Source organism: Enterobacter genomosp. S (assembly GCF_001631805.1).
GTDB lineage: Bacteria > Pseudomonadota > Gammaproteobacteria > Enterobacterales > Enterobacteriaceae > Enterobacter > Enterobacter quasihormaechei.
This window is the reverse complement of the sequence record NZ_LVVA01000021.1, coordinates 260,614-285,383: the sequence shown is the minus strand read 5'-3', so window position 1 is coordinate 285,383 and position 24,770 is coordinate 260,614. Positions and strand designations below refer to the sequence as shown.

The 24,770-nt window shown below is 50.7% G+C and carries 24 protein-coding genes, 1 tRNA gene and 1 pseudogene; 19 read left to right on the top strand and 7 right to left on the bottom strand.

Translation table 11 applies throughout. The features are described 5' to 3' along the window. The first annotated feature begins 1 nt into the window (after window position 1). The 3 genes from nqrE to nqrM are packed head-to-tail and all read left to right on the top strand — an operon-like array spanning window position 2 to window position 2,035. The gene (gene nqrE / locus A3466_RS18250; RefSeq protein WP_063451768.1) at window positions 2-598 is read left to right on the top strand and encodes an NADH:ubiquinone reductase (Na(+)-transporting) subunit E; all 597 of its coding nucleotides are present in this window, start codon (window positions 2-4) and stop codon (window positions 596-598) included. Window positions 599-608: 10 nt separating this feature from the next. Next, window positions 609-1,832 (top strand): NADH:ubiquinone reductase (Na(+)-transporting) subunit F, encoded by a 1,224-nt coding sequence (gene nqrF / locus A3466_RS18245; RefSeq protein ID WP_063451767.1) that lies wholly within the window; start codon window positions 609-611, stop codon window positions 1,830-1,832. A 2-nt stretch (window positions 1,833-1,834) separates the two neighbouring features. Then, on the top strand, window positions 1,835-2,035 hold the full coding sequence (nqrM, locus tag A3466_RS18240) for a (Na+)-NQR maturation NqrM (protein ID WP_063451766.1): 201 nt from the start codon (window positions 1,835-1,837) through the stop codon (window positions 2,033-2,035). A gap of 30 nt (window positions 2,036-2,065) precedes the next feature. Here the strand turns inward: nqrM and A3466_RS18235 are convergent, their stop codons facing one another. Continuing rightward, on the bottom strand, window positions 2,066-2,929 hold the full coding sequence (locus tag A3466_RS18235; RefSeq protein ID WP_063451765.1) for a glycerophosphodiester phosphodiesterase family protein: 864 nt from the start codon (window positions 2,927-2,929) through the stop codon (window positions 2,066-2,068). A 160-nt stretch (window positions 2,930-3,089) separates the two neighbouring features. Here A3466_RS18235 and dinB point away from each other — a divergent pair, with 160 nt between their 5' ends. Beyond that, entirely contained in the window at window positions 3,090-4,148 is a 1,059-nt protein-coding gene (gene dinB, locus A3466_RS18230; protein ID WP_063451764.1) for a DNA polymerase IV, read from the top strand. Between the two features lie 55 nt (window positions 4,149-4,203). On the opposite strand, the gene pepD is transcribed toward dinB, so the two are convergent. Then, window positions 4,204-5,661 (bottom strand): cytosol nonspecific dipeptidase, encoded by a 1,458-nt coding sequence (gene pepD / locus A3466_RS18225; protein ID WP_063451763.1) that lies wholly within the window; start codon window positions 5,659-5,661, stop codon window positions 4,204-4,206. A 259-nt stretch (window positions 5,662-5,920) separates the two neighbouring features. Between pepD and gpt the strand changes: the two genes are divergently transcribed. The 3 genes from gpt (at window position 5,921) to crl (ending at window position 8,186) form a co-directional block, all read left to right on the top strand. Beyond that, on the top strand, window positions 5,921-6,379 hold the full coding sequence (gene gpt, locus A3466_RS18220; RefSeq protein ID WP_003863205.1) for a xanthine phosphoribosyltransferase: 459 nt from the start codon (window positions 5,921-5,923) through the stop codon (window positions 6,377-6,379). A 104-nt stretch (window positions 6,380-6,483) separates the two neighbouring features. Continuing rightward, window positions 6,484-7,728 carry an esterase FrsA gene (frsA, locus tag A3466_RS18215; RefSeq protein WP_063451762.1) on the top strand — a complete coding sequence of 415 codons (1,245 nt, stop codon included), beginning with the start codon at window positions 6,484-6,486 and terminating at the stop codon, window positions 7,726-7,728. A gap of 56 nt (window positions 7,729-7,784) precedes the next feature. Beyond that, the gene (gene crl, locus A3466_RS18210) at window positions 7,785-8,186 is read left to right on the top strand and encodes a sigma factor-binding protein Crl (protein WP_063451761.1); all 402 of its coding nucleotides are present in this window, start codon (window positions 7,785-7,787) and stop codon (window positions 8,184-8,186) included. 132 nt (window positions 8,187-8,318) lie between these two features. On the opposite strand, the gene phoE is transcribed toward crl, so the two are convergent. After that, window positions 8,319-9,371, bottom strand: a complete 1,053-nt coding sequence (gene phoE, locus A3466_RS18205; RefSeq protein WP_063451760.1) for a phosphoporin PhoE — start codon at window positions 9,369-9,371, stop codon at window positions 8,319-8,321. Between the two features lie 305 nt (window positions 9,372-9,676). Between phoE and proB the strand changes: the two genes are divergently transcribed. The 5 genes from proB to A3466_RS18180 all read left to right on the top strand — a co-directional run bounded on the left by proB (window position 9,677) and on the right by A3466_RS18180 (window position 15,255). Continuing rightward, window positions 9,677-10,780, top strand: coding sequence for a glutamate 5-kinase (gene proB / locus A3466_RS18200; protein WP_063451759.1), 1,104 nt, complete (start codon window positions 9,677-9,679; stop codon window positions 10,778-10,780). Between the two features lie 11 nt (window positions 10,781-10,791). Further along, window positions 10,792-12,045 (top strand): glutamate-5-semialdehyde dehydrogenase, encoded by a 1,254-nt coding sequence (gene proA, locus A3466_RS18195; RefSeq protein ID WP_063451758.1) that lies wholly within the window; start codon window positions 10,792-10,794, stop codon window positions 12,043-12,045. Between the two features lie 111 nt (window positions 12,046-12,156). Then, window positions 12,157-12,232, top strand: a tRNA-Thr gene (locus A3466_RS18190). Window positions 12,233-12,395: 163 nt separating this feature from the next. Beyond that, the gene (locus A3466_RS18185) at window positions 12,396-13,562 is read left to right on the top strand and encodes a tyrosine-type recombinase/integrase (protein WP_063451757.1); all 1,167 of its coding nucleotides are present in this window, start codon (window positions 12,396-12,398) and stop codon (window positions 13,560-13,562) included. Window position 13,563: 1 nt separating this feature from the next. Continuing rightward, window positions 13,564-15,255, top strand: coding sequence for a hypothetical protein (locus A3466_RS18180; protein WP_063451756.1), 1,692 nt, complete (start codon window positions 13,564-13,566; stop codon window positions 15,253-15,255). A gap of 440 nt (window positions 15,256-15,695) precedes the next feature. Here the strand turns inward: A3466_RS18180 and A3466_RS18170 are convergent, their stop codons facing one another. From A3466_RS18170 to A3466_RS18160, 3 genes are read right to left on the bottom strand one after another with little or no spacing between them, the layout of a single operon-like run. Further along, entirely contained in the window at window positions 15,696-16,259 is a 564-nt protein-coding gene (locus A3466_RS18170) for a phage polarity suppression protein (protein WP_063451755.1), read from the bottom strand. 28 nt (window positions 16,260-16,287) lie between these two features. Then, window positions 16,288-16,506 (bottom strand): ogr/Delta-like zinc finger family protein, encoded by a 219-nt coding sequence (locus A3466_RS18165; RefSeq protein ID WP_063162845.1) that lies wholly within the window; start codon window positions 16,504-16,506, stop codon window positions 16,288-16,290. A 2-nt stretch (window positions 16,507-16,508) separates the two neighbouring features. After that, entirely contained in the window at window positions 16,509-17,252 is a 744-nt protein-coding gene (locus A3466_RS18160; RefSeq protein WP_063451754.1) for a hypothetical protein, read from the bottom strand. Window positions 17,253-17,803: 551 nt separating this feature from the next. On the opposite strand from A3466_RS18160, the gene A3466_RS18155 reads away from it, so the two are divergent. The 6 genes from A3466_RS18155 (at window position 17,804) to A3466_RS22600 (ending at window position 22,530) form a co-directional block, all read left to right on the top strand. Next, window positions 17,804-18,070 (top strand): helix-turn-helix transcriptional regulator, encoded by a 267-nt coding sequence (locus tag A3466_RS18155; RefSeq protein ID WP_063451753.1) that lies wholly within the window; start codon window positions 17,804-17,806, stop codon window positions 18,068-18,070. After that, entirely contained in the window at window positions 18,067-18,618 is a 552-nt protein-coding gene (locus A3466_RS18150) for a host cell division inhibitor Icd-like protein (RefSeq protein WP_063451752.1), read from the top strand. The genes A3466_RS18155 and A3466_RS18150 overlap by 4 nt, the downstream gene beginning before the upstream one ends. Beyond that, window positions 18,615-18,842, top strand: coding sequence for a hypothetical protein (locus A3466_RS18145; protein WP_063451751.1), 228 nt, complete (start codon window positions 18,615-18,617; stop codon window positions 18,840-18,842). The genes A3466_RS18150 and A3466_RS18145 overlap by 4 nt, the downstream gene beginning before the upstream one ends. After that, window positions 18,839-19,159 carry a DUF5375 domain-containing protein gene (locus tag A3466_RS18140; protein WP_063451750.1) on the top strand — a complete coding sequence of 107 codons (321 nt, stop codon included), beginning with the start codon at window positions 18,839-18,841 and terminating at the stop codon, window positions 19,157-19,159. Before A3466_RS18145 ends, A3466_RS18140 begins: the two co-directional genes overlap by 4 nt. 14 nt (window positions 19,160-19,173) lie before the next feature. Then, a complete protein-coding gene (locus A3466_RS18135) occupies window positions 19,174-21,507 on the top strand; it encodes a primase-helicase zinc-binding domain-containing protein (RefSeq protein WP_063451749.1) in 2,334 nt (777 codons plus the stop codon). Window positions 21,508-21,795: 288 nt separating this feature from the next. Then, complete coding sequence (locus tag A3466_RS22600; protein ID WP_074141230.1) at window positions 21,796-22,530, top strand: hypothetical protein; 735 nt, start codon at window positions 21,796-21,798, stop codon at window positions 22,528-22,530. Window positions 22,531-22,922: 392 nt separating this feature from the next. Here A3466_RS22600 and A3466_RS23480 read toward each other — a convergent pair. Then, a pseudogene (locus tag A3466_RS23480) lies at window positions 22,923-23,243 on the bottom strand (integrase); the annotation flags it as partial. A 314-nt stretch (window positions 23,244-23,557) separates the two neighbouring features. On the opposite strand from A3466_RS23480, the gene A3466_RS22595 reads away from it, so the two are divergent. Further along, window positions 23,558-24,556 carry an acyltransferase gene (locus A3466_RS22595; protein ID WP_074161082.1) on the top strand — a complete coding sequence of 333 codons (999 nt, stop codon included), beginning with the start codon at window positions 23,558-23,560 and terminating at the stop codon, window positions 24,554-24,556. Window positions 24,557-24,770: the final 214 nt, after the last annotated feature.

The window sequence follows — 24,770 nt, the reverse complement described above, 5'->3', positions numbered from 1 at the left end:
AATGGCTCACTACCTGAGTTTATTTGTGCGCGCGGTGTTTGTTGAAAACATGGCGCTCGCGTTCTTCCTGGGCATGTGTACGTTCCTTGCCGTTTCTAAAAAGGTCTCGACGGCATTTGGTCTGGGCGTGGCGGTCACCGTTGTGCTGGGGCTTTCCGTTCCGATTAACAACCTGGTGTTCAACTACGTGCTGCGCGATGGCGCGCTGGTGGAGGGCGTTGATCTCAGCTTCCTGAACTTCATCACCTTTATCGGAGTGATTGCGGCGCTGGTGCAAATCCTGGAGATGATCCTCGATAAGTATTTTCCGTCGCTGTACAACGCGCTGGGGATCTTCCTGCCGCTGATCGCCGTGAACTGCGCCATATTTGGCGGTGTTTCCTTTATGGTTCAGCGCGATTACAACTTCAGTGAATCGGTTGTGTATGGCTTCGGCTCCGGTATCGGCTGGATGCTGGCGATTGTCACCATGGCGGGGATCCGTGAAAAAATGAAATATGCCAACGTGCCTGCGGGGCTTCGTGGCTTAGGGATCACCTTTATCACCACCGGCCTGATGGCGCTGGGCTTTATGTCCTTTTCTGGTGTGCAGCTATAAGGGCTAACAGATGGAAATTATTCTTGGCGTGGTGATGTTCACGCTGATAGTACTGGTGCTGTCAGGGCTGATTCTGGCGGCGCGCGCAAAGCTGGTTAATTCCGGGGATGTGATCATTGATATCAATGACGATCCGCAGAACCAGATCCGTACTCCGGCAGGGGACAAGCTGCTTAATACGCTCTCCGGGAACGGGATTTTTGTCTCGTCAGCCTGCGGTGGAGGCGGCTCATGCGGGCAATGCCGTGTGACGGTGAAAGAAGGGGGCGGTGATATTCTGCCTACTGAACTGTCGCATATCACGAAGCGTGAAGCGAAAGAGGGATGCCGCCTGGCGTGCCAGGTCGCGGTGCGTCAGAACATGAAGATTGAGCTGCCGGAAGAGATTTTCGGCGTGAAAAAATGGGAGTGCGAGGTTATCTCGAACGATAACAAAGCCACGTTCATTAAAGAGCTTAAGCTGCGTGTCCCTGAAGGGGAGAGCGTCCCGTTCCGTGCAGGCGGGTATATCCAGATTGAGTGTCCGGCGCACACCGTGGCCTATACGGACTTCGACGTGCCCGATGAGTACCGGGCCGACTGGGATAAATTTAATCTCTTCCGCTTTGTTTCCGAGGTAAAAGAGCCCGCGCTGCGCGCCTATTCCATGGCTAACTATCCGGAAGAGAAGGGGATCATTATGCTCAACGTGCGTATCGCCACGCCGCCGCCGAATGTGCCCGATGCCCCGCCGGGCGTGATGTCATCGTATATCTGGTCCCTCAAGCCTGGCGATAAGGTGACGATTTCCGGTCCGTTTGGGGAGTTTTTCGCTAAAGATACCGATGCGGAAATGGTCTTTATCGGCGGCGGCGCGGGTATGGCGCCGATGCGTTCGCATATCTTTGACCAGCTCAAAAGACTTGGCAGCAAGCGCAAAATCAGCTTCTGGTACGGCGCGCGTTCACTGCGCGAAATGTTCTATGACGATGAGTTTGAACAGCTGGCGCGTGATAACCCTAACTTTACCTTCCACGTGGCGCTATCCGATCCGCAGCCGGAAGATAACTGGACAGGCTACACGGGCTTCATCCACAACGTGCTGTATGAAAACTACCTCAAACAGCATCCGGCACCGGAAGACTGCGAGTTCTATATGTGTGGTCCGCCAATGATGAACGCCGCCGTGATTAAGATGCTCAAAGATCTGGGCGTGGATAATGAGAACATCATGCTCGATGATTTCGGAGGCTGATTATGTTGACCTTTCTGGCGACCTTTGCAGTGTTTGTGCTGGTGATATTCGGGATGTCTTTAGGCTGGATCATCAAGCGTAAAAGCATTCAGGGCAGCTGTGGAGGCATCTCTTCCATCGGAATGGAAAAGGTTTGCGACTGTCCGGAACCGTGCGATGCGCGGAAAAAACGAATGGCCCGGGATCAGCAAAGGATCATTTAGAAAAAGGCCGCTTCGTGCGGCCTTTATCATTTATTTTACCCAGCTTTTGGCGTTGGCCGGCGAGTCTACAAGCACGCCTTCGGCACCTAATGCTTTGGCCTTCAGATAATCTTCTTCGGAGTTCACGCCGATAAAAATCAGATGGGCATTGCCCTGAGAGCGGAAGCAGTCCACGGCCTCTTTGTCCCACGTTAATGTTGCAGGAGAGACGCCTTCGCCTAAGGTAAATTTCTCAACTACCTCTACTTTTCGGTTTAACTCAAGCCCATACCAGTAATCGTCCATTTTTTGGGAAGGTGGCAGGCATTCGTGGCTCAATGACACTGTGGCCAGTCGTGTACGGGTTTCGCTGCGTGTGACAAAGCGGGGGATTTTGGCAGGCAATGCTGCCATATAGCGATCTTCGGTTGAATAAACGCGAACACGATTCAGGCTGTCGGTCTCTTTCAGTACGTTAAGCAGCGCGTTGCCCATTGTTGCCGGATCGGCATCCGGAGATTTGATATCAATAAAAAACCGCGTGTCTGGCCAGGCCGTCAGTACCGACTTGAGCGTAGGTACTGACGTATTCAGCATATTTTTCGCCAGGCCCTTATCTTTCCATTTTACGCTGGCATCCGCCTTTGCCAGTTCTTCAGCGGTAAACTGTGATACTTTTCCTTGCAAGCGGGTTAACGCTTTCAGGTCAGCCGGTCGATACAAAACCGGCACACCATCCCGACTGAGCTGCACGGTTATCCAGACGATATCGGCTTTATTTTCGAGCGCGAGCTTAATTGCAGGCAGGGTGTTTTCAGGGGCATCCGCCGTACCCCCCCGGTGAGCAACGATCCCGGGATGAGCCGATGCCGCACTCGCCAGAAACAGTAACGACACCGAAAGTATTTTCCTCATCAATGATAGCCCTCTATGTATTTTCTTTAAGTGTATGAATATAAAGACTTTATTCGGGTTATTTGTAACATGGATTTATGACAATCGTGAGAAAGGAAAATAGCTGACGCATTTTTTGCCTTTTGTTATACTGTATATAAATACATGTGTGGTGTAATCAATGCGCAAAATAATCCATGTCGATATGGACTGTTTTTTTGCCGCAGTGGAGATGCGTGACAACCCCGCGCTGCGGGACATCCCTATCGCCATTGGCGGCAGTCGTGTCCAGCGCGGTGTGATCAGCACCGCGAACTATCCTGCACGCAAATTTGGCGTGCGCAGCGCCATGCCGACGGCGATGGCGCTGAAGCTGTGCCCGCACCTGACGCTTTTGCCGGGGCGCTTTGAAGCCTACAAAGAAGCATCGAGCCATATTCGGCAGATCTTCTCTCGCTACACTTCGCTGATTGAACCCCTGTCGCTGGATGAGGCCTATCTGGACGTCACCGACAGCCTGCACTGCCACGGCTCCGCCACCCTGATGGCGCAGGAGATCCGCCAGACTATCTTTAACGAGCTGAATCTGACGGCATCGGCGGGCGTCGCGCCGGTCAAATTTCTCGCCAAAATTGCCTCCGATTTAAATAAGCCCAACGGCCAGTACGTCATCACTCCGGAAGAGGTGCCGGCGTTTTTGAAAACGCTGCCCCTCAGCAAAATCCCCGGCGTGGGTAAAGTCTCCGCCGCGAAGCTGGAAAGTATGGGGCTACGCACCTGCGAAGACGTTCAGCGAAGCGATCTGGCCCTGCTGCTTAAGCGTTTTGGCAAGTTTGGCCGCGTACTGTGGGAGCGCAGTCAGGGCATTGACGACCGCGATGTAAACAACGAACGGCTGCGTAAATCGGTCGGGGTTGAACGCACGCTGAGCGAAGATATTCATGACTGGTCGGCATGTGAAACCATCATTACGGAACAGCTTTATCCAGAGCTGGAGCGACGGCTGATCAAAGTGAAACCGGATTTACTGATTGCCCGTCAGGGCATCAAGCTGAAGTTTAACGACTTTCAGCAGACGACGCAGGAGCACGTCTGGCCGCGCCTGAACAAAGAAGATCTTATCGCGACGGCGAAAAAGGCGTGGGAAGAACGACGAGGCGGGCGAGGGGTGAGGTTGGTGGGACTGCATGTCACGCTGCTGGATCCGCAGCTGGAGCGTCAGCTGGTTTTGGGACTGTAGATTGCACTCATCTTAGGCCCGGCAAGCGTAGCGCCGCCGGGCAACAGACGACAAATTACTTCGCAGGGATCGCCTTCAGCAGTTCAGTCAGCAGCGTCCAGTAATGCCCAACGCTTTCAATGTGAACCTGCTCATCCGGCGAGTGTGGCCCGGTGATGGTTGGCCCAATGGAAACCATGTCCATGTCCGGATACGGTTTCTTGAACAGACCACACTCCAGGCCCGCGTGAATAACCTGAATGTTTGGGGTGCTGTTGAACAGGCGCTGATAGGTTTCACGCACCAGTGCCATAACCGGAGAACTTGCATCCGGCTGCCAGCCCGGGTAGCTGCCTTTTGCGGACGTTTTTGCACCCGCCAGGGTACCCAGAGATTCCAGCATGCTCACCACGTACTCTTTACCGCTGTCGATCAGGGAACGGATCAGGCAGATGATTTCCGCGCTGTCGTCGCCCATGGTCACCACGCCCACGTTCAGGGAGGTTTCCACCACGCCTTTCGCCACGTCAGAGTTACGGATCACGCCGTTTGGCGTCGCGTTCAGCAGCTGAACAAACGTGTCACGAGACTGCGCGGTCAGTGCGGTTTTATCCGTCGTAACGGACTCCAGCACCACGGTCAGGTTTTTCTCTTTCTCAGAGAGCTCGTTTTTCAGGATATCCAGATATGCGCTGGCGAGTTTTTTCAGCTCGTCCGCTTTCGCCGCTGGTACCGCCACGGTCGCGAAGGCTTCGCGAGGAATTGCGTTACGCAGGGTACCGCCGTTGAAGTCCACCAGGCGCAGATCCAGCTCAGCCGCGTGGCCCGCCAGGAAACGTGCCAGCAGTTTGTTGGCGTTGCCCAGGCCTAGGTGAATATCACCGCCGGAGTGGCCGCCTTTCAATCCTTTCAGCGTCAGCTTGTAGGTTTCGAAGCCAGCAGGAACCGCTTCGCGGGACAGGGGCAGGGTAGAGATGAAGTCGATCCCGCCTGCGCAGCCCATGTAGATCTCACCTTCTTCTTCAGAGTCGGTATTGATCAGAATGTCCGCTTGCAGCCAGTTCGCCTGAAGGCCGAACGCGCCGTCCATGCCCGCTTCTTCGGTCATGGTCAGCAGCACTTCGAGCGGACCGTGCTCGACGCTGTCGTCAGCCAGCACGGCCAGCGCGGAAGCCATACCAATACCGTTATCCGCGCCCAGCGTTGTGCCGCGCGCCTTCACCCACTCGCCGTCGATATACGGCTGGATCGGGTCTTTGGTGAAGTCGTGAACGGTGTCGTTGTTTTTCTGCGGAACCATGTCCAGGTGCGCCTGCAAGACAACCGGCTTGCGGTTTTCCATTCCTGCGGTGGCAGGTTTGCGGATAAGAATGTTGCCAACCTGGTCACGCTCGGCGTGCAGACCTTTTTCCTTTGCCCAGCCCATAATATGTTCGGCAAGCTGTTCTTCGTGATAGGAAGGGTGCGGAATGGAGCAGATTTTGGCAAAAATATCCCACAGCGGCTGCGGAGATAATTGAGACAGTTCAGACACGATAGGTCTCCTTGTCGATGCGCTGCAAAACAATGTTGCAGGTCACAGGGTTAGCAGGTTGATTGTTACCACAAGACGGGCTTGCGAGATGCAACTGAGAATACCACTTTCTCCCGTGGCTGGTAGCATAAAGCATGTAAAAACTCAGGCTGTTGGCGCGTAACACTGGTTTTTAGTGCGTCAGATCTCTATAATCTCGCGCAACCTGGTTCACCCTCATTTTTTTTAAGCCGTATATAAACAGGCTGGGACACTTCACATGAGCGAAAAATACGTCGTCACCTGGGACATGTTGCAGATTCACGCACGCAAACTGGCTGCGCGTCTGATGCCTTCCGAACAGTGGAAAGGCATTATTGCCGTCAGCCGTGGCGGTCTGGTACCGGGGGCGCTGCTGGCACGTGAGCTGGGTATTCGTCATGTCGATACCGTCTGTATCTCCAGCTACGATCACGACAACCAGCGCGAGCTGAAAGTGCTGAAACGCGCGGAAGGCGACGGTGAAGGCTTCATCGTTATCGACGATCTGGTGGACACCGGCGGTACCGCGGTAGCCATCCGCGAAATGTATCCTAAAGCGCACTTCGTCACTATCTTCGCGAAACCAGCGGGCCGTCCACTGGTTGATGATTACGTCATTGATATCCCGCAGGATACCTGGATTGAACAGCCATGGGATATGGGCGTGGTCTTCGTACCGCCTATCTCAGGCCGTTAATTTCAGTACGTAACTTTACACGCCCGGCTATGCCGGGCGTTGTTCTTTTTGGCCTGCCACGCGTTACAATGGTCTACATATGACGTATCCATGGAGGCAACGCAATGACGCAGGCGAATCTCACCGAAACTCTCTTCAAACCTCGTTTCAAGCACCCTGAAACGTCGACGCTGGTGCGTCGGTTTAATCCGGGAACAATGCCTGCTGTTCAGTCAGCGTTAGACGGTAAGAACGTGCCCCACTGGTATCGCATGATTAACCGCCTGATGTGGATCTGGCGCGGCATCGATCCGCGTGAAATTCTCGACGTGCAGGCGCGTATCGTGATGAGCGAGTCTGAGCGCACCGACAGCGATCTCTACGATACGGTGGTGGGCTACCGTGGTGGGAACTGGATCTACGAATGGTCGAAGCAGGCCATGCTCTGGCAGCAGAAAGCGAGCCAGGAAGAGGACGCGGCGCTCAGCGGCAAGCACTGGCTGCATGCGGCAAACCTGTACAGCATCGCTGCTTACCCACATCTTAAGGGCGACGAGCTGGCGGAGCAGGCACAGGCGCTGGCCAACCGCGCCTATGAAGAGGCTGCCCAGCGTTTGCCTGGCCGGATGCGTGAAATTGAGTTCACCATTCCCGGCGGCAGCCCGGTAACCGGGTTCCTGCATATGCCGGAAGGCGAAGGCCCGTTCCCGACGGTTCTGATGTGCGGCGGCCTGGATTCGTTGCAAATCGATTATTACAGCCTGTATGAGCGCTACTTCGCACCAAATGGGATCGCCATGCTGACGCTGGATATGCCTTCGATCGGTTTTTCATCCAAGTGGAAGCTCACTCAGGATTCCAGCCTGCTGCACCAGCATGCGTTAAAAGCGCTGGAGAATATTCCGTGGGTGGACCACACCCGGGTGGGCGCGTTTGGTTTCCGCTTCGGCGCTAACGTAGCGGTTCGGCTGGCCTACCTTGAATCTTCCCGCCTGAAGGCCGTCGCCTGCCTTGGCCCGGTGGTGCATGCGCTGTTAAGCGATCCGGAGCGTCAGGGTAACGTTCCTGAGATGTATCTGGACGTGCTGGCGAGCCGGCTTGGCATGCATGATGCTTCAGATGAAGCGTTACGCATTGAACTTAATCGGTACTCATTAAAAACGCAGGGCTTACTGGGCCGCCGGTGCCCAACCCCGATGATGTCCGGCTTCTGGAAAAACGATCCGTTTAGCCCGGAAGAGGAGTCACGCTTAATCACGTCGTCATCTTCGGATGGCAAATTGCTGGAGGTACCCTTCAGCCCGGTGTACCAGAATTTTGACAAAGCGCTGAAAGAGATTACACGCTGGATCACGCAGAGAGTGTGTTAATAGTTTGCTAAATTTCGTTGGTTTGGTAAAACAGTGCTTCACAAAAGGAGATCGCAATGACGTTACCGAGTGGACACCCGAAAAGTAGACTGATTAAGAAGTTCATGGCTCTTGGCCCGTATATTCGAGAAGAGCAGTGTGAAGAGAATCGCTTTTTTTTCGACTGCCTGGCTGTTTGCGTCAACGTGAAGCCTGCACCCGAAAAACGTGAGTTCTGGGGCTGGTGGATGGAAATGGAAGCACAGGAAAACCGTTTTACCTATAGCTATCAGTTTGGCCTGTTTAATAAAGACGGGTACTGGCAGGCGACGTCCATCAAGGATCAGGAAGTGATTGACCGCCTGGAACACACGCTTAAAGAGTTCCACGGCAGGGCGCGTGATTTGCTGGCCACCCTGGATCTGAAGCTGGAACCTGCGGATGATTTTTCCAGCGAAGCGGTGAAGCTGACCGCCTGATGATGTCACCGCGCCGGGTAGCGGCTACGCCTTGCCCGGCCTGCAAGATGTACTTTCCTGTAGGCCCGGTAAGCACAGCGCCACCAGATACAAAAAAACCGGCTCAGCGCCGGTTTTTTTATTTCCACAGCATCAGAACTGGTAGGTCAAGCCCAGCGCAACGATATCATCGTTGCTTACGCCCAGTTTATTATCGTCATCGATCTGGTTGATTTTATAATCAACAAACGCAGACATGTTTTTGTTGAAATAATACGTCGCACCGACGTCGATGTATTTCACGATATCTTCATCGCCGATACCTTCGATATCTTTGCCCTTAGACTGCACATAGCCCAAAGATGGACGCAGACCAAAGTCAAACTGATATTGCGCGGCCACTTCAAAGTTTTGTGCTTTATTCGCAAAGCCGCCGGAAATAGGAGCCATGTTGCGGGTTTCGGAATAGATAGCGGCCAGGTAAATATCGTTGTCATCGTATTTCAGACCGGTGGCCCAGCCTTCTGCTTTTTTACCTTCGCCGCGCGCCTGAAGGTTTTGCTCGTTGGTGCGATCGGAGCTGGCATACGCACCAATCACAGAGAAATCGCTGCCGCCAAAGTCATAGCTCAGAGAGGTACCGAAGCCGTCTCCGTTTTGCTTCTTCACGTCGCGGTTTTCATTTTTTCCCTGGTATTGCAGGGTCATATTCAGACCGTCAACCATGCCAAAGAAGTCGGTATTGCGGTAGGTAGCCAGGCCGGAGGCGCGTTTGGTCATGAAGTTATCGGTCTGTGCCAGGCCGTCACCGCCGAACTCAGGGAACATATCGGTGTAGGCGGCGACGTCATACAGCGCGCCCAGGTTACGACCGTAATCCAGAGAGCCGAAGTCTTTCAGTTTCAGGCCAGCAAATGCCAGACGTGTTTTTTGAGAAGAATCGCTTTCTGCTTTGTTACCCGCGAATTCGGCTTCCCAACGTCCGTAGCCCGTCAGCTGATCGTTAATCTGCGTTTCACCTTTAAAGCCGAAACGAACGTAAGTCTGGTCACCATCTTTAGCGTCATCATCACTGATGTAGTGCATTGCTTTTACTTTGCCGTACACGTCCAGTTTATTACCGTTTTTATTATAAACTTCTGCTGCGTGAACAGATGCGGAAGCAACTACGCCCATTACCACTAATGCCAGAGTGCTCTTTTTCATTTTCAATCCTGATTTTATACAAACGCGCTAATATTCGCTGAGCAATAAGATTCAGCTTATTACCCCGTGAAAAACAGGAAGGGTTTTATCGTCCGTGGGTGAAACTTTTATGACAAAGTAAGAATATGTCTAAAAAAGTATGTTTTAATTTTTCGGTAATAAAATTGTCAAAATCTGCCGCTACGCTTCCTGATCCCGCGCAACAAAGTGACGGGTGATGTGCTAAGGCAGTTGGCAACGGGGCTGACACCTGTTAAAACGTCTGACTGACATCATTTTCCCTTATTGTTGAACGGCAGAGAATCATGAGTGACAGCCAGACGCTGGTGGTAAAACTCGGTACCAGTGTGTTAACGGGCGGATCGCGCCGCCTGAATCGCGCCCATATTGTTGAGCTTGTACGTCAGTGTGCTCAGTTGCATGCCGCAGGGCATCGTATTGTGATTGTGACCTCCGGGGCGATTGCCGCCGGGCGTGAACACCTGGGCTACCCCGAACTCCCCGCGACGATCGCCTCCAAACAGCTGCTGGCCGCCGTGGGACAAAGCCGACTCATCCAGCTCTGGGAACAACTGTTCTCCATCTACGGCATTCACGTGGGGCAGATGCTGCTGACGCGCGCGGATATGGAAGACAGAGAACGTTTCCTTAACGCCCGCGATACGCTGCGCGCGCTGCTGGATAACAATATCGTTCCGGTCATCAACGAAAACGACGCAGTTGCCACCGCTGAAATCAAAGTGGGTGATAACGATAACCTCTCTGCGCTGGCGGCGATTTTGGCAGGGGCCGATAAGCTGCTGCTTCTGACCGATCAGCAGGGGCTGTTTACCGCTGACCCGCGTTCTAACCCACAGGCAGAACTGATCAAAGACGTGCACGGCATTGATGACGCGCTGCGCGCCATCGCCGGTGACAGCGTTTCTGGTCTGGGCACCGGCGGTATGGGCACCAAGCTTCAGGCCGCGGACGTGGCGTGCCGGGCCGGTATCGACACCATTATAGCCGCAGGCAGCCGCCCTGGCGTCATCGGTGACGTGATGGAAGGCATCTCTGTGGGCACGCGCTTCCACGCCCAGGCCTCCCCGCTGGAAAACCGAAAACGCTGGATCTTTGGCGCGCCTCCGGCTGGCGAACTGACTGTGGATGAAGGCGCTACTGCCGCTATTCTGGAAAGAGGAAGCTCATTACTTCCAAAAGGAATTAAAAGCGTGACAGGTAACTTCTCGCGTGGTGAAGTGATCCGAATCCGTAACCTTGAAGGTCGCGACATCGCTCATGGCGTCAGTCGTTATAACAGCGACGCGCTGCGTCGGATTGCGGGTCATCACTCCCAGCAGATCGACGCCATCCTGGGCTATGAATATGGCCCGGTTGCTGTGCATCGCGACGACATGATTATACGTTAAGGAGCCTGAACATGCTGGAACAAATGGGCGCAGCCGCGAAAGCCGCCTCTTATAAACTGGCGCTCCTTTCCAGCCGCGAGAAAAACCGCGTGCTGGAAAAAATCGCTGATTATCTGGAATCTCAGTCGCAGGAGATCCTGCTCGCTAACGAACAGGATCTCCTGGAAGCGCGTCGCAACGGCTTGAGCGAAGCGATGCTCGACCGTCTGGCGCTAACCCCGGCGCGTCTGAAAGGTATCGCCGACGACGTCCGTCAGGTGTGCAACCTCGCAGATCCGGTAGGGCAGGTGATTGACGGTGGCGTGCTCGACAGCGGGTTACGTCTGGAGCGTCGTCGCGTGCCGCTCGGCGTTATCGGCGTGATTTACGAAGCGCGTCCAAACGTAACGGTGGATGTCGCAACCCTGTGTCTGAAAACCGGTAACGCCGCGATTCTGCGTGGCGGGAAAGAGACCTGGCGCACCAACGCCGCGACGGTCAATGTCATTCAGCAGGCGCTGGAAGAGTGCGGCTTACCGGCGGGCGCCGTGCAGGCAATCGAAAGCCCCGATCGTGCGCTGGTGAACGAGATGCTGCGCATGGACAAATTCATCGACATGCTGATCCCACGCGGCGGCGCGGGCCTGCATAAGCTGTGTCGTGAGCAGTCGACGATCCCGGTGATCACTGGCGGTATCGGCGTGTGCCATATCGTGGTGGATGACACCGCAGAGATCGCACCAGCCCTTAAGATTATCGTCAACGCCAAAACCCAGCGTCCAAGCACCTGTAATACGGTGGAAACGCTGCTGGTGCATCAGGGCATCGCCAGTACTTTCCTGCCTGCGCTGAGCAAGCAGATGGCGGAAAGTGGCGTTACGCTGCATGCGGACGAGAAGGCTTTCGCCCTGCTGAAGGACGGCCCGGCGGCGGTTGTTCCGGTTAATGCGGAGCAGTACGACGATGAGTATTTGTCGCTGGATCTGAACGTGAAGATGGTTGCGGATCTCGATGACGCCATTGCGCACATTCGTGAACACGGCACCCAGCATTCTGATGCGATCCTGACGCGCACCCTGCGCAATGCCGATCGTTTTGTGAATGAAGTGGATTCGTCTGCGGTTTACGTAAATGCCTCGACGCGCTTCACCGATGGCGGCCAGTTTGGTCTGGGCGCGGAGGTAGCAGTGAGCACTCAGAAGCTGCACGCCCGGGGTCCGATGGGGCTGGAAGCGCTGACCACCTACAAGTGGATCGGCTTCGGTGATGATACTATTCGTGCGTAAATAATCGCGGGTGATGCAAAAATAGCCGTTTGATTCAAAAGGGCATTGACGCATCACCCGGTTAGATCTACTCTTTTGCCCCGTGGTTACGCTCGTAACCGGCCTCTCAGGGCCGATATAGCTCAGTTGGTAGAGCAGCGCATTCGTAATGCGAAGGTCGTAGGTTCGACTCCTATTATCGGCACCATCTCAACTTCCCCAGACGTCCATATTCATCCATAACTGCTATGTTTTATAACGATTTTATTTCTTTTTAGTCCGTCGCTGTCCGTAACCATCCAGTAGAATCCGATACGGAATGTGTATAGGATTGTGTATATGTTCCTGTTCGGTCTTGGATTCCTATACACATGCCTTTAAACGATATGCAGATTCGCCGCGCTAAGCCTGAAGCTAAAGCCTATACACTTGGAGATGGGCAAGGTCTGTCATTGCTTATAGAACCTAATGGAAGCAAGAGCTGGCGGTTCCGTTATCGTTTTGCCGGAAAACCCAAAATGATCTCGCTGGGTGTGTATCCGACGATTACCCTTGCCGATGCTCGTTGCCGTCGTGACGATGCCCGAAAACTGGTCGCCGAAGGTAAGAATCCTAGTAAGGTTCGAAAAGAACAGAAGATTGCTTTGCAAACCGAGTCTGAAAGCGCGTTCGAAAAGATAGCGACAGAGTGGCACCAGATGAAGTCTACCAAATGGTCGGCAGGATATGCCTCTGACATCATGGAAGCGTTTCAGAACGACATTTTCCCTTATGTGGGTACGAGACCAGTAGGCGAAATTAAACCGCTAGAACTACTTAATGTGCTTCGTAAAATCGAAAAGCGCGGTGCATTAGAGAAAATGCGCAAAGTTAGACAACGATGCTCAGAAGTTTTTCGCTATGCCATTGCTACTGGAAGGGCAGAGTTTAACCCTGCTGCGGATCTTTCAAGCGCCCTCGATGTACACCAATCAAATCACTTCCCGTTCCTAAAGGCTGATGAGATACCTGATTTCCTCCGCGCCTTAAACAGTTACACCGGAAGTCGGCTTGTTTTGATTGCCACTAAATTACTCATGATTACGGGTGTTAGAACCATCGAATTACGTGCGGCCTTATGGTCAGAATTTGATCTGGATAACGCTATTTGGGAAATTCCCGCTGAAAGGATGAAAATGCGTAGGTCACATCTTGTGCCATTGTCTACTCAGGCGTTAGATTTACTCAATGAACTCAAGATCATGACAGGGAACTATCGTTATGTTTTTCCGGGGCGGAATGATCCGAACAAGCCTATGAGTGAAGCAAGCATAAATCAGGTCATCAAACGCATTGGTTATGGCGGTAAAGTTACTGGGCATGGCTTTAGACATACCCTGTCGACTATCCTGCATGAACAGGGTTTTGATTCTACTTGGATCGAAATTCAATTAGCCCATGTTGACAAGAATAGTATTCGCGGAACATATAATCATGCGCAATATTTAGAACAACGTAGACAAATGCTTGAATGGTACTCAAAAAAATTAAGGGTTTAATATGAAATTAAAAGATCAAAAAATGCAGGATGTAATTAAATCGCTTGCAAATAATATTCGTGCAGAGAGAATTAGCCATGATAATTTTTTATCTATTTATTCAGGTTATGAGAATATAAGTAATATAAAAAATATTATGAATAGTGTTATTTATGGGCGAAGAGGCTCAGGTAAAACACATCTCCTTAAGGCTCTTTCTGAAGTTATTGTTGAAGAGTTTGAGCAAAAAAGAGTTTTTCCCATTTATTTGGATTTGCGAAGGATAATCCCTTTATTATCTTCTGACGGATTAGCTGATGTAGATGCCATTCTAATATTTAAATATATCATGGGGGAAATTTCGTATAGTCTATACGAAAATTTGGAGTTTATACTCGGTACAAATGAATTTGATAGTTCATCTTCATTAGTTAAGGATATCAACGGAAAGTTGGTATCGGATTATTTTACAAAAATATATTTAGAGATAGATGGTAGGACATTAAGAAAAGCAACTGACTTGAAAGTTTCAGAAGAGGAAGTTCGTTCATTGAACGCCGGGCTGGATATATCTAAAGACCCGAGGGTTACTCTCAATAAAGGCAATAATCAAAAGACAGTAACTGAAACTAGTCATCGTTCACATATTTCTGTGTTAGACATTACAAATGCTCTTGAAAATCTATTAAAAGAGCTGGATTTAAATGGCGTAATGCTACTTATTGATGAGTGGTCTGAATTAGGTAGTGATATACAACCATCATTAGCTGAAATTTTGAAAAAAACTTTCTCGGCCATAAATGTTTATTTGAAAATAGCAGCCATACCAAATAGAACCGAGCTGGGATATAAAAGTGAGAAGAAATTCATTGGGTTAGAGGATGGTGGTGATATATTTGGATACCATCTTGACTTGAGATATGTTTTTGAGGTTAACAAGTCTCAAACACGAGATTTCTTTAATGACTTACTTTACCGCCATTTATCATCAATAGATAAAGAGGTTATTGATGGATTTATCTCTAATGAGAAAACTACAGCAGCTAATTTCATTAATTTATTGTTTGCCAATGTTTCATTAAATGAGATTTTAGTTGCTTGCGCGGGTATTCCTCGTGATTTTATTAATTTATTTTTGAACAGCTATGACAGGTTTTTGTTATCCTCAGCAGCAACTGCCAAGAGAATAAACGTAAAAAGTGTGAGGGCTGCAAACTCCGAATGGTATGAAAAAGATAAGAAAGAGCAGGTCGATAAAAATAACACAGAAAGATTATTGTTGACGGAAATTGTTAAAGAGGTTATTCACAAGAAAAAATCTATGCATTTTTTAATTCCTGAGGAATACTCAAATAATAAGCATATACAGAATTTAATTGATTTTAGAGTTATTCATTTAAGAAAGAATGGCTATTCTCATAAGGATCATGCGGGGGTGGCATATAATGTTTACTCTGTTGACTATGGTTGCTATAATTCGCTGAATATTGCCAAGAGCAAACTTGAGTCTTTAATGGACGGAGATTTGAATGTCAAAGACTTGAGGGCTATAAGAAGAATATCTCTGGAGAAAGAATTTTTTGATAGATTTTTAATTAATATCGGTGAGGCATTCTTTTGCCCTAATCCAAATTGCAAACAAGCTATTGATGTTAATCATCCTGTTTATATAAAGCAGGGCATTTGCAATAATTGCTGGGAGAAGGTTATTTAAATTTGGTCATGCCGTTCCCAATGTGTTTTTTCTATGTGAGAACGGCAATTCTAAATAGTAGTTTAATTATTTATGAAAGGGTGCTGGGTTGCATGTTTCTTAGGGAGTAGTGGTGTTTATATTGAGAAATACGCACAAAATCTTGGGGGATTTACAATGATGATATCTTCGTAACCATGTTTAATATTACTTATGAGCGCAAAAAACACCAATGATAGATTTTAATTATACCGCATGCTTGGCGCGCAATGCTCTCCCCGCCCCGCCTGCCCGCTTAAGGGGGCGCTTTTAATGCAGGTGCATGACCGGCCTCAGGGCGCGCCAGCGCTGGCACTGGCGGGGGATCCAGTGTCGGTAAAACGCATGCAAAACCATGCACCTTATGCATGCATGGCTTTTTTAGGGGATAAAGGCGGGATTTTCGGGAATTTTTGAAAGGACTACTGCGCGGCCAGCTCTGCACGGCGGCGGGTGTAATTCAGGTTCTGTGCAGGCGTGAATTTTTCACGACTATCATCGCACGAAGCCGCGTCAGGTCTGAAACCGATGGCCGTTAAAATGTCATTATCCTGCGCCGAATAATTAATTTTTTCACCGGCGACCAGCCAGAGCTGTAGCGCCTCACGCAGATAGTCGAGTGAGTGCTGCATGGCGCAGCGCTGAACGGCGGAGTGTTGCCCGGAATAATTCATCAGTTCAGGGGCAAGGGCGGCGGCCAGCTCCGCGCCGTGTACCTGCATAAAATCATTTAAACGGTCGCGGATACTGATGCGCTGTAACTCCTCATGCGAACGGATATAGCGACCGGCAGCCTGATTAATTTCCCATTTTATCACGTCAATAATTTCACGTAGCGTTTGCAGGCTCCGGCCGCTGTGCCCGCTGCCTGCAAGCTGTTCGCGGTATGCCTGTTCGGCCTGCGTCAGTTCATCCCTGCGTTGCAGCCAGGCGGATTTGTTTGCCTGGCAGGCCTCAAAGGCTTTCTGTAGCGTCAGTGTGGTCACGTATGTTTCTCCTGATGACTGGCCGTGCTTACGCACCGGCACGGTTGACGATGGCCGCCGGTGCGGGTAGCGGGATAACCGGCTCTGTCACCGGTGAACGAATAATCCCGTCGATGGACTCAAGCGTGCGGAACGTGGCCGAGCACTCGATGTTCATGCACTGGTGATAGCGCTGTTTGACGTTATCGGACAGATAACGACTGGTGCGGGAATGCGCGCTGGTTTTGCAGAACGGACAGTGAAACATGCTTACGCCTCCGCTTCTGTCTCGCCATTTTCAGCCAGTTTTCTGGCGAGCATCATTCTCTTCGCAGGGCTGCGTAACAGCTCCGTATCAACGTCAGTAATCTGCGGCCGGTGCATGCCCGTCACGGACAATACAGGCTCCTGCGTCATGTCGAAGCGATACATGCTGCCCTGACGGCTCAGCGCGTCGTGCAGCTCGCCGGTGGCCACGGACTGCGGGGCACTTTCACCCTTCATTTCGAGGGCACGAATGCGCAGCAGGAAAGCGCGGATGAGGGCGACAGGAACGGCGTTGACAGCCTGAGCCCATTCCGCACCAGCATAAGCGATAAAGGCATCTTCATGCGCTGAAAGGTATTTATTGCCGGTGGAGCAGGCATTCAGCATGGCGCGTGTCCGGTCTGTCTCCAGCTCCGCAATCAGGCCAGTGAACTCGTCGGCCAGCTCGCGATTGGCGATACGCCTGCTGTGCTCAGCTTTCATTTCAGGGGTGAGACTGCCGCGCAGGGTGCGAAAGCGGCTGCGCCAGTCCTGCTCTGCTTCTGCGCTCTCATCAAGGGCGATCTGTCGCTCCTGCTTACAGCGTTCAATGGATGTATCAATCTCTTTCAGTACCTGCATGCAGGCCGCGTGGGTGTCTCTGGCCGCAGTGAATGCGCTCAGCTTGTCGGTGATGTGCGGGTTGTTCTCTGCGGACTGCTTGGCGGCAACATTTTGCAGGGCGGTAATGACTGTTTCGGGTTTCATGTTCAGGCTCTCCGTGTATTCAACCTGAAATGATTCTGCCCTTCATCACACAACATCTCGATTCATTGCAGTTGTGACAGTTCTGGCACAAACAGCACTCAAAACCCGGCTGGCCAGAGACAGGTCTCAGCAAAACCTTACTCATCGTTTGTTTTTTTTACATATAACTGTTCACTACTGTTCACCTAAAATAAAAATATAAGTAATACAGTAAGATAAAGGGTGAACAGTTGAGGGTCTGACTGTTCACCGTCTGTTCACCACTGTTCACCCATCTTCTGAACTCTCTTGGAGGCGTATATATTTTTTATTAATAAAAAATAAGCCATTAACCACTTTTGGTTATGTATGGATGTGCCAGAATGTGCCAAAGGATACCCACGATATACCAGAACATTGTCAGAGATTGTCGCTGTATAAAAAACAGTCTGTTGTGTGGTGAAGTACTGCAAAATGACTTGTTGCCCTGAGAGAAAATATTCACAAAATAGAGAGCTACCCGAGGCCGGACGGACACGACCGGCACTGTATGGACATTATGAGGTAGCCCGATGCAAACCGCTTTTTCTTCCCCGTCTTCTGCCCCTGCCGCGCCACTGATGCCGGTTTCTGATGCCGTTCAGGAGCGCTTTATCCGCCTGCCCGAAGTGATGCATCTGTGTGGCCTGTCCCGGTCGACCATTTATGACCTCATCAGCCGGGAAGCCTTCCCGAAACAAATCAGCCTGGGCGGTAAAAACGTGGCGTGGGCGCAGTCTGAAATCACGGCATGGATGGCAGATCGCATTGCCGAACGCAACCGGGACTATGACGTATGATGATGACCGTTCAGCAAACAGCCCCTTTTTCTGGCTTGCTTCTTTTCGCCGTTTCCAGGTATAGTTTTCCCGCTGTCGCAAAATCGGCAGCCGGGATTTGCAGCCCGTGTAACTTCAAGGCGACACAACACGCGCCGAGCGTGTTTTTTTATGTCGTTGCTCAGGCACACCTATTTTTCGGGCTGTGGTGCTTACACCTTGGCTCCTGTCAGATAATGGTGGTCCGGGCGGGGCAGCCTTCGGGCTGGCCGGTTTCCTTGAAGGCCGGTACTGCAAACCCCGTCCGGGCTACCACCCATGAGATTTGCAGCTCCGGTGGTGGCAATAACCGCTACTTCAAGGAGGTTGCCCTTATGGCTACGACCCTCATCCCGTCACACCCGCAGTTTGTCTTTGTGTTTGCCGCCGTTCGTCGCGCAGACCGTAAACCCCGTATCTGTATGCTCCGCATCGTTGCCGGTGATGAACACGCTGCACGTCGTTCACTTGTTCGCGATTACGTCCTCTCATTCGCTGGCCGTCTGCCGGTTGCGGAGGTGCGCGCATGAGACACACCACCATTACCGCCCGTGACCTCGAATGCCTTGAGCATATGCGCAACGTCGGCCAGCTCATCAATGAGCTGATGCAGGTGCAGGACTGCGCCACCGTTCGTCGTGACCCTGCGCAGCAGTCACAGCTCACCTCTGTGATTTACCTTATGACCGCCCAGCTCGACGGCGTGGTAGAGCGCTGCAATCAGCGCTGGCTGACCGGGGAGGGCAACGTATGAAAAAGCCATTACCGCCCGTATTACGCGCCGCGCTGTATCGTCGCGCCGTGGCCTGTGCATGGCTGACGGTATGTGAACGCCAGCGCCGCTATCCGCACCTCACCCTCGACACGCTGGAAAGCGCCATTGCCGCCGAGCTGGAGGGCTTCTACCTGCGCCAGCACGGCGAGGAAAAAGGCCGCCAGATTGCCTGTGCACTGCTGGAAGATTTAATGGAAGACGGACCACTCAGGGCCGCGCCCTCACTGTCCTTTCTCGGGCTCGCAGTGATGGATGAACTCTGCGCCCGTCACATGCAATCGCCTGTTGTGCACTGAGGGAGAAAATAACGATGAAAATGAACGTAACGGAAACCGTAAAACAGGCGTGCGGCCACTGGCCGCGCATTCTCCCGGCGCTGGGTGTGAAGGTCATAAAAAACCGGCATCAGGCCTGTCCGGTGTGCGGCGGCTCTGACCGTTTTCGCTTTGACGATAAAGAGGGGCGCGGGACGTGGTTCTGCAATCAGTGCGGTGCGGGGGACGGGCTTAAGCTGGTAGAGAAAGTGTTTGGCGTGACCGCATCAGAAGCTGCCGGGAAGGTGAACGCCGTGACCGGCAACCTGCCACCGGTTGCCCCGGAAGTGATTGCGGCCGCAGAGGCTGAAACGGAGGCTGACCGCCAGGCGGCGGCCGCGCTGGCCGTCAGGCTCATGGAGAAAACCCGACCGGCCAGCGGCAACGCCTACCTGACCCGCAAGGGCTTCCCCGACCGGGAATGTCCGGTACTGACGGTCACGCATAAAACCGGCGGCGTGACGTTCCGCGCCGGGGATGTGGTTGTCCCGCTGTATGACGATACCGGCGCGCTGGTAAACCTTCAGCTTATCAGTTCTGACGGTCTCAAACGCACCCTGAAGGGCGGTCAGGTTAAAGGAGCATGTCATGTCATCGAAGGGAAAAAACAGGCAGGAAAACGCCTGTGGATAGCGGAGGGCTATGCGACCGCGCTCACCGTGCATCACCTGACCGCCGAAACCGTTATGGTGGCGCTGTCGTCCGTGAACCTCCTTTCTCTGGCGAGCCTTGTCCGCCAGAAACACCCGGCCTGTCAGATTGTCCTCACCGCCGACCGTGACCTTAACGGTGACGGCCAGAGTAAAGCCGCCGCGGCCGCAGACGCCTGTGAGGGCGTTGTTGCCCTGCCGCCGGTGTTCGGTGACTGGAATGATGCGTTTATGCAGCACGGCGGGGAGACCACGCGGAAAGCCATTTATGACGCCATCCGGCCACCGGCGCAAAGCCCGTTTGATACCATGAGCGAGGCGGAATTTACCGCCATGAGCGCCAGTGACAAGGCTCTGCGGGTGCATGAACATTACGGCGAAGCGCTGGCCGTGGATGCGAACGGCCAGCTCCTTTCCCGCTATGAAAACGGCATCTGGAAAAATATCCCTGCCGCCACTTTCTCACGGAATGTGGCTGATTTATTCCAGCGTCTGCGCGCCCCGTTCTCGTCCGGGAAAATTGCCTCGGTGGTGGAGACCCTGAAACTGATTATTCCGCAGCAGGCTACACCGGCACGGCGTCTGATTGGCTTTCGCAACGGGGTACTCGATACCCAAAGCGGCATATTCAGCCCGTACCACAAATCGCACTGGCTGCGCACGCTGTGCGACGTGGATTTTACCCCGCCGGTGGAAGGCGAAATGCTGGAGACTCACGCGCCGAACTTCTGGCGCTGGCTCGACCGTGCTGCCGGTAGCAGGCCAGAAAAACGCGATGTAATTCTGGCCGCGCTGTTTATGGTGCTGGCGAACCGCTACGACTGGCAGCTCTTTCTCGAAGTCACCGGTCCCGGCGGGAGCGGGAAAAGTATTCTGGCCGAAATCGCGACCCTGCTTGCCGGAGAGGATAACGCCACGTCGGCCGATATCGATACGCTGGAAGACCCGCGCAAGCGTGCCTCCCTGATTGGCTTCTCGCTGATACGTCTGCCTGACCAGGAAAAATGGAGCGGTGACGGCGCAGGACTAAAGGCCATCACCGGCGGCGATGCGGTCTCGGTTGACCCGAAATACCAGAATCCGTACTCAACACATATTCCTGCGGTGATTCTGGCCGTGAACAATAACCCAATGCGCTTCACCGACCGCAGCGGCGGCGTATCCCGTCGCCGGGTGATTATTCATTTCCCGGAGCAGATTGCACCGGAAGAGCGCGACCCGCAGCTCAGGGATAAAATTGCGCGCGAGCTGGCCGTTATCGTGCGCCAGCTTATGCAGAAATTCAGCGACCCGATGACCGCGCGCGCACTGCTCCAGTTGCAGCAGAACTCCGACGAGGCACTCAATATCAAGCGCGATGCTGACCCGACGTTTGATTTTTGCGGTTATCTGGAAATGCTGCCGCAGACCAGCGGGATGTTTATGGGTAATGCCAGCATCGTCCCGCGTAATTACCGTAAGTATCTCTATCACGCGTATCTGGCCTATATGGAGGCCAACGGGTACAGAAACGTGCTCAGCCTGAAAATGTTCGGGCTGGGGCTGCCCATGATGCTGAAAGAGTACGGCCTGAATTATGAAAAGCGGCACACAAAGCAGGGGATACAGACCAACCTGTCGCTGAAAGAAGAAAGCTACGGCGACTGGCTGCCGAAATGCGATGAACCCGCAGCGACATAACCCACTCCAGACCGGCTACAGCCGGTCTTTTTCTTTCCGGCAATTGGCATAAGGTGAACAATGCACTGTTCACCCTTCACCAACTCATCACCACTTAACTGCATGATATAAAATCAGAAATAACCGAGGTGAACAGTGTGAACAGTTAAATGCAAAAAAACTTTTTTATCATCATCTACACTCTGCTCGCTGTCATATAATTCTGTACCGTATTCACGATATGCTGTTGAAAGTAATTTTTTAAAATATCAAGGGCGGTCAAATCGTCCGCATTCAATGAGGTTAATAATGGCGCAGGATGCTTGGGTGGTGCAATTGCAGATGCTATTAGCTCATATACCTGTCAAGGATGTAATGGTTAATGCGGTTGGAAGCTTTGTTGGTGGTGTAGCACTCATTTGGCTCGCAATGAGTAAGCATGGAGTTCGTATTTTAAGGTCAAAGTTAGCAAGACCTAATGTACGTATCGAACGTCGTAGAACACCTGAAAATATATTCTCAGGGATAGAGCTTGGTGCTCCATCTCGCTGGGTTGAACAACAACTAGGTGTTCCTAACCGCATAGGGGATAAATGGTGGGGATACAGGTTTTCAGACTCATTGGTTTCTCTGACATTCGATTCAAACGATTCTATTGAAACCATCGCAGTGGCATTGATTGACCATGATACAACTTTCGAATTTCCATCTTGGCACCTTTGCTGTCCACCGCTGGGAAGATTAACCCTAAAAGATCTTATGGAAGAGGAACACTTAACTTTGGAGTATAGGGAGTCCTTACGGCATCAAGAACTCCTAGTTTCAGGAAGAGAGGGGCCACCAGGTGCATGGAATTATGTTGCTTTTGGGGCGCTGTCGCCTCATGCCCCTGGGCAGTTGTTACCGAGTGATTTTGAATGGGATAGGGCTAATGAAACTCTTCTTAGCAGTTCAAAAGATGTAAAAATCAACTGGGCAGCAGTTTCAAGCACCTCATACATCGATGTTTTTCCATGGGATTTAGGTTTAACGCTTCGACCTTGATAGCCACGATTTGGCGTATCTGCTTATATTGGTAAGTAGGGCAGGTATTCGTGAATGGGATTAGTGTTCAGGCCAAAATTTTTGACCTAAAGAGGTTGTATAAAAAACGAATGCATCCGCCAGTGTGTATAGATTTGTGTATAGGTTTATTTTTTATGTTCTGTTTTTATAGTTAAATCAATTGCTTAGTTTGTTTTGTTGACTCCTATTATCGCACCATTCATATCAAATACTTACAGAGCATTTAAATAAACCACATTCTCCTCTTGTACTGTATTTGTGGCATTGCAGCCAATAATCGCGCCAATTTTGCTATCGAGCTTGGGGAGATGACCGACGGAAAGGTGAGCGTATCACTGGACCATTACGATTGACTCCCATCGAACTATTTCCTGCAACAATTCCAGATTGATGATGTTCGAGCGGCTTAAGCCAGTAGAAAGCGCAAACTCTACGACTGACTTAAGCGGCTCCGGACATTCATCATTCAACTCATGAGGTTCAAGCCGTCTGATGCGTTTGTTCTTCGGTTGAGGAACGTTGAGGATCGGAGCCTTATCAAGCATCTTCTATTCACGCTCTGCCGCCCTAAGAAGCGCCTTAATGAATGAGAAGTGAGTTGCTTCTGTGGCTACCGCTGGCGGGTTGGGTCTGTAATCTGGAGGCTGCTTTCCTTTCTTACGACATGCCTCTTTCATGAGTTTCCAGTTTTCCTAATGCTTGAATCGCCACGGATCTAACAGACACCCCAGAATCATTTACGATGACTTAAAGAGAGGTGCCCATGAGAGGTAGGCGTTATCCTGAAGAGTTTAAAAATGAAGCGGTAAATTTCTTTACTGACTGAACGTCAGTACCGTAACGGCCTGTTAGCTAGCTAACGTAGCTACAGCGGGCACGGAGAGCGTAGTAGTTAGAGTAAGCCAATGAACACTTAAAATGTGATGCGTATGTTAAATTTTCTTGAAAAAAATTAATTGTTGGTCATAATCTGCATACAAAATTTTAACATGTGTTAAATGTAATTATGGACCAACAAAGAGAATCCTGGCCAGATGCAATTCGCGCTGTAGCGTGTTTAATGGTTATCATCTTGCACAGTTCTGTGTGGTATGTGGTTTCATATGGAAAAATCCCACTTTCTGACTGGATGTCAGGGAATATAGTCGATTCGTTTGTAAGACCCTGTGTGCCGCTTTTCTTTATGATTTCAGGTTATATTTTTCTTGGAGAAAAGAAAGTAAAAGCCAAGAATATATTAAGAATTCTGTATTGTCTTTTATTTTATAGCGCACTGTGCATAATTTATATGTTAGCTACCGACCGCTATAACCCGACAGAAAGAATATTGAATATACTTTCTAAGCCAGTATTTTATCACTTATGGTTTTTTTATACTTTAGTTGGTTGCTACATACTTTTCTCTTTCCTTAAGGTTAGGGATGTTGGAAAATATAGTGCTATAACTATATTATTGGTTGTGTTTGTTCTGTTAAATCCGTTCACCTCTAATTTATTTAAATTCATCGGGGTTAGATATTACGGAAATTTTCTTATAGATGGTGGATTTATCTATAATTTTATATATTGTGTGTTGGGGTATTTTTTTGGAAGAATGGACACAAAAAGAATTGGGGTTTTGACTCCAGTTGTAGGGTATCTTATTTTTTCAATGCTCACAGCATACTTAATTTATTTGCAAAGTGATAGCTTCAACAAGTATGTTGGTAATTTTTACAGCGGAAGTTCTCCTTTCGTAATGGGCGCCTCGCTGTGTATTTTCATTTTCTTGAAAAACTATTACTCAGATCGTAGTGTAAATCCAGTCATAAAATTGATATCAGGTGCATCATTACCTATTTATGGTGTTCATGCCCTGGTTTTAGATTATTTTGTAATGAGAGGTTATCGATCTTTAGATAAACCAGTATTGGATATGTTTTTAATGTCAATTTCCGTTTTCTTATTATCTTTACTAATAGCATTTTCAATAAAGGCAGTTGACAGAAATAAACTAGTTTCATAACAAGTTAAAATTCTGGGGGAGTTTGACTCACCCATTTTATTTAAACACATATCTTTTAGTGCTATTTATCCATGTGATATTTTTCCCCTGCATGGTGGTAAATTTAATATCGCTCATTAGAAACTACTGATGGTATATTATTTGAATAAACTAAAAAAATGACTTTCTCGTCCGGCCTGGAAGGTCGGATAGCTGATTATCGGATGATGACATT

Excerpts from the sequence above, each read along its gene's own strand:
- gpt (WP_003863205.1), top strand. The coding sequence starts at position 5,921 with ATGAGCGAAAAATACGTCGTCACCTGGGACATGTTGCAGATTCACGCA.
- nqrE (WP_063451768.1), top strand. The coding sequence starts at position 2 with ATGGCTCACTACCTGAGTTTATTTGTGCGCGCGGTGTTTGTTGAAAAC.
- A3466_RS18155 (WP_063451753.1), top strand. The coding sequence starts at position 17,804 with ATGCAAACCGCTTTTTCTTCCCCGTCTTCTGCCCCTGCCGCGCCACTG.
- A3466_RS18150 (WP_063451752.1), top strand. The coding sequence starts at position 18,067 with ATGATGATGACCGTTCAGCAAACAGCCCCTTTTTCTGGCTTGCTTCTT.
- frsA (WP_063451762.1), top strand. The coding sequence starts at position 6,484 with ATGACGCAGGCGAATCTCACCGAAACTCTCTTCAAACCTCGTTTCAAG.
- dinB (WP_063451764.1), top strand. The coding sequence starts at position 3,090 with ATGCGCAAAATAATCCATGTCGATATGGACTGTTTTTTTGCCGCAGTG.
- A3466_RS18185 (WP_063451757.1), top strand. The coding sequence starts at position 12,396 with ATGCCTTTAAACGATATGCAGATTCGCCGCGCTAAGCCTGAAGCTAAA.
- proA (WP_063451758.1), top strand. The coding sequence starts at position 10,792 with ATGCTGGAACAAATGGGCGCAGCCGCGAAAGCCGCCTCTTATAAACTG.
- A3466_RS22600 (WP_074141230.1), top strand. The coding sequence starts at position 21,796 with ATGGCGCAGGATGCTTGGGTGGTGCAATTGCAGATGCTATTAGCTCAT.
- nqrF (WP_063451767.1), top strand. The coding sequence starts at position 609 with ATGGAAATTATTCTTGGCGTGGTGATGTTCACGCTGATAGTACTGGTG.
- A3466_RS18135 (WP_063451749.1), top strand. The coding sequence starts at position 19,174 with ATGAAAATGAACGTAACGGAAACCGTAAAACAGGCGTGCGGCCACTGG.
- proB (WP_063451759.1), top strand. The coding sequence starts at position 9,677 with ATGAGTGACAGCCAGACGCTGGTGGTAAAACTCGGTACCAGTGTGTTA.
- A3466_RS22595 (WP_074161082.1), top strand. The coding sequence starts at position 23,558 with ATGGACCAACAAAGAGAATCCTGGCCAGATGCAATTCGCGCTGTAGCG.
- A3466_RS18140 (WP_063451750.1), top strand. The coding sequence starts at position 18,839 with ATGAAAAAGCCATTACCGCCCGTATTACGCGCCGCGCTGTATCGTCGC.
- crl (WP_063451761.1), top strand. The coding sequence starts at position 7,785 with ATGACGTTACCGAGTGGACACCCGAAAAGTAGACTGATTAAGAAGTTC.
- A3466_RS18180 (WP_063451756.1), top strand. The coding sequence starts at position 13,564 with ATGAAATTAAAAGATCAAAAAATGCAGGATGTAATTAAATCGCTTGCA.
- nqrM (WP_063451766.1), top strand. The coding sequence starts at position 1,835 with ATGTTGACCTTTCTGGCGACCTTTGCAGTGTTTGTGCTGGTGATATTC.
- phoE (WP_063451760.1), bottom strand. The coding sequence starts at position 9,371 with ATGAAAAAGAGCACTCTGGCATTAGTGGTAATGGGCGTAGTTGCTTCC.
- A3466_RS18165 (WP_063162845.1), bottom strand. The coding sequence starts at position 16,506 with ATGTTTCACTGTCCGTTCTGCAAAACCAGCGCGCATTCCCGCACCAGT.
- A3466_RS18160 (WP_063451754.1), bottom strand. The coding sequence starts at position 17,252 with ATGAAACCCGAAACAGTCATTACCGCCCTGCAAAATGTTGCCGCCAAG.
- A3466_RS18235 (WP_063451765.1), bottom strand. The coding sequence starts at position 2,929 with ATGAGGAAAATACTTTCGGTGTCGTTACTGTTTCTGGCGAGTGCGGCA.
- A3466_RS18145 (WP_063451751.1), top strand. The coding sequence starts at position 18,615 with ATGAGACACACCACCATTACCGCCCGTGACCTCGAATGCCTTGAGCAT.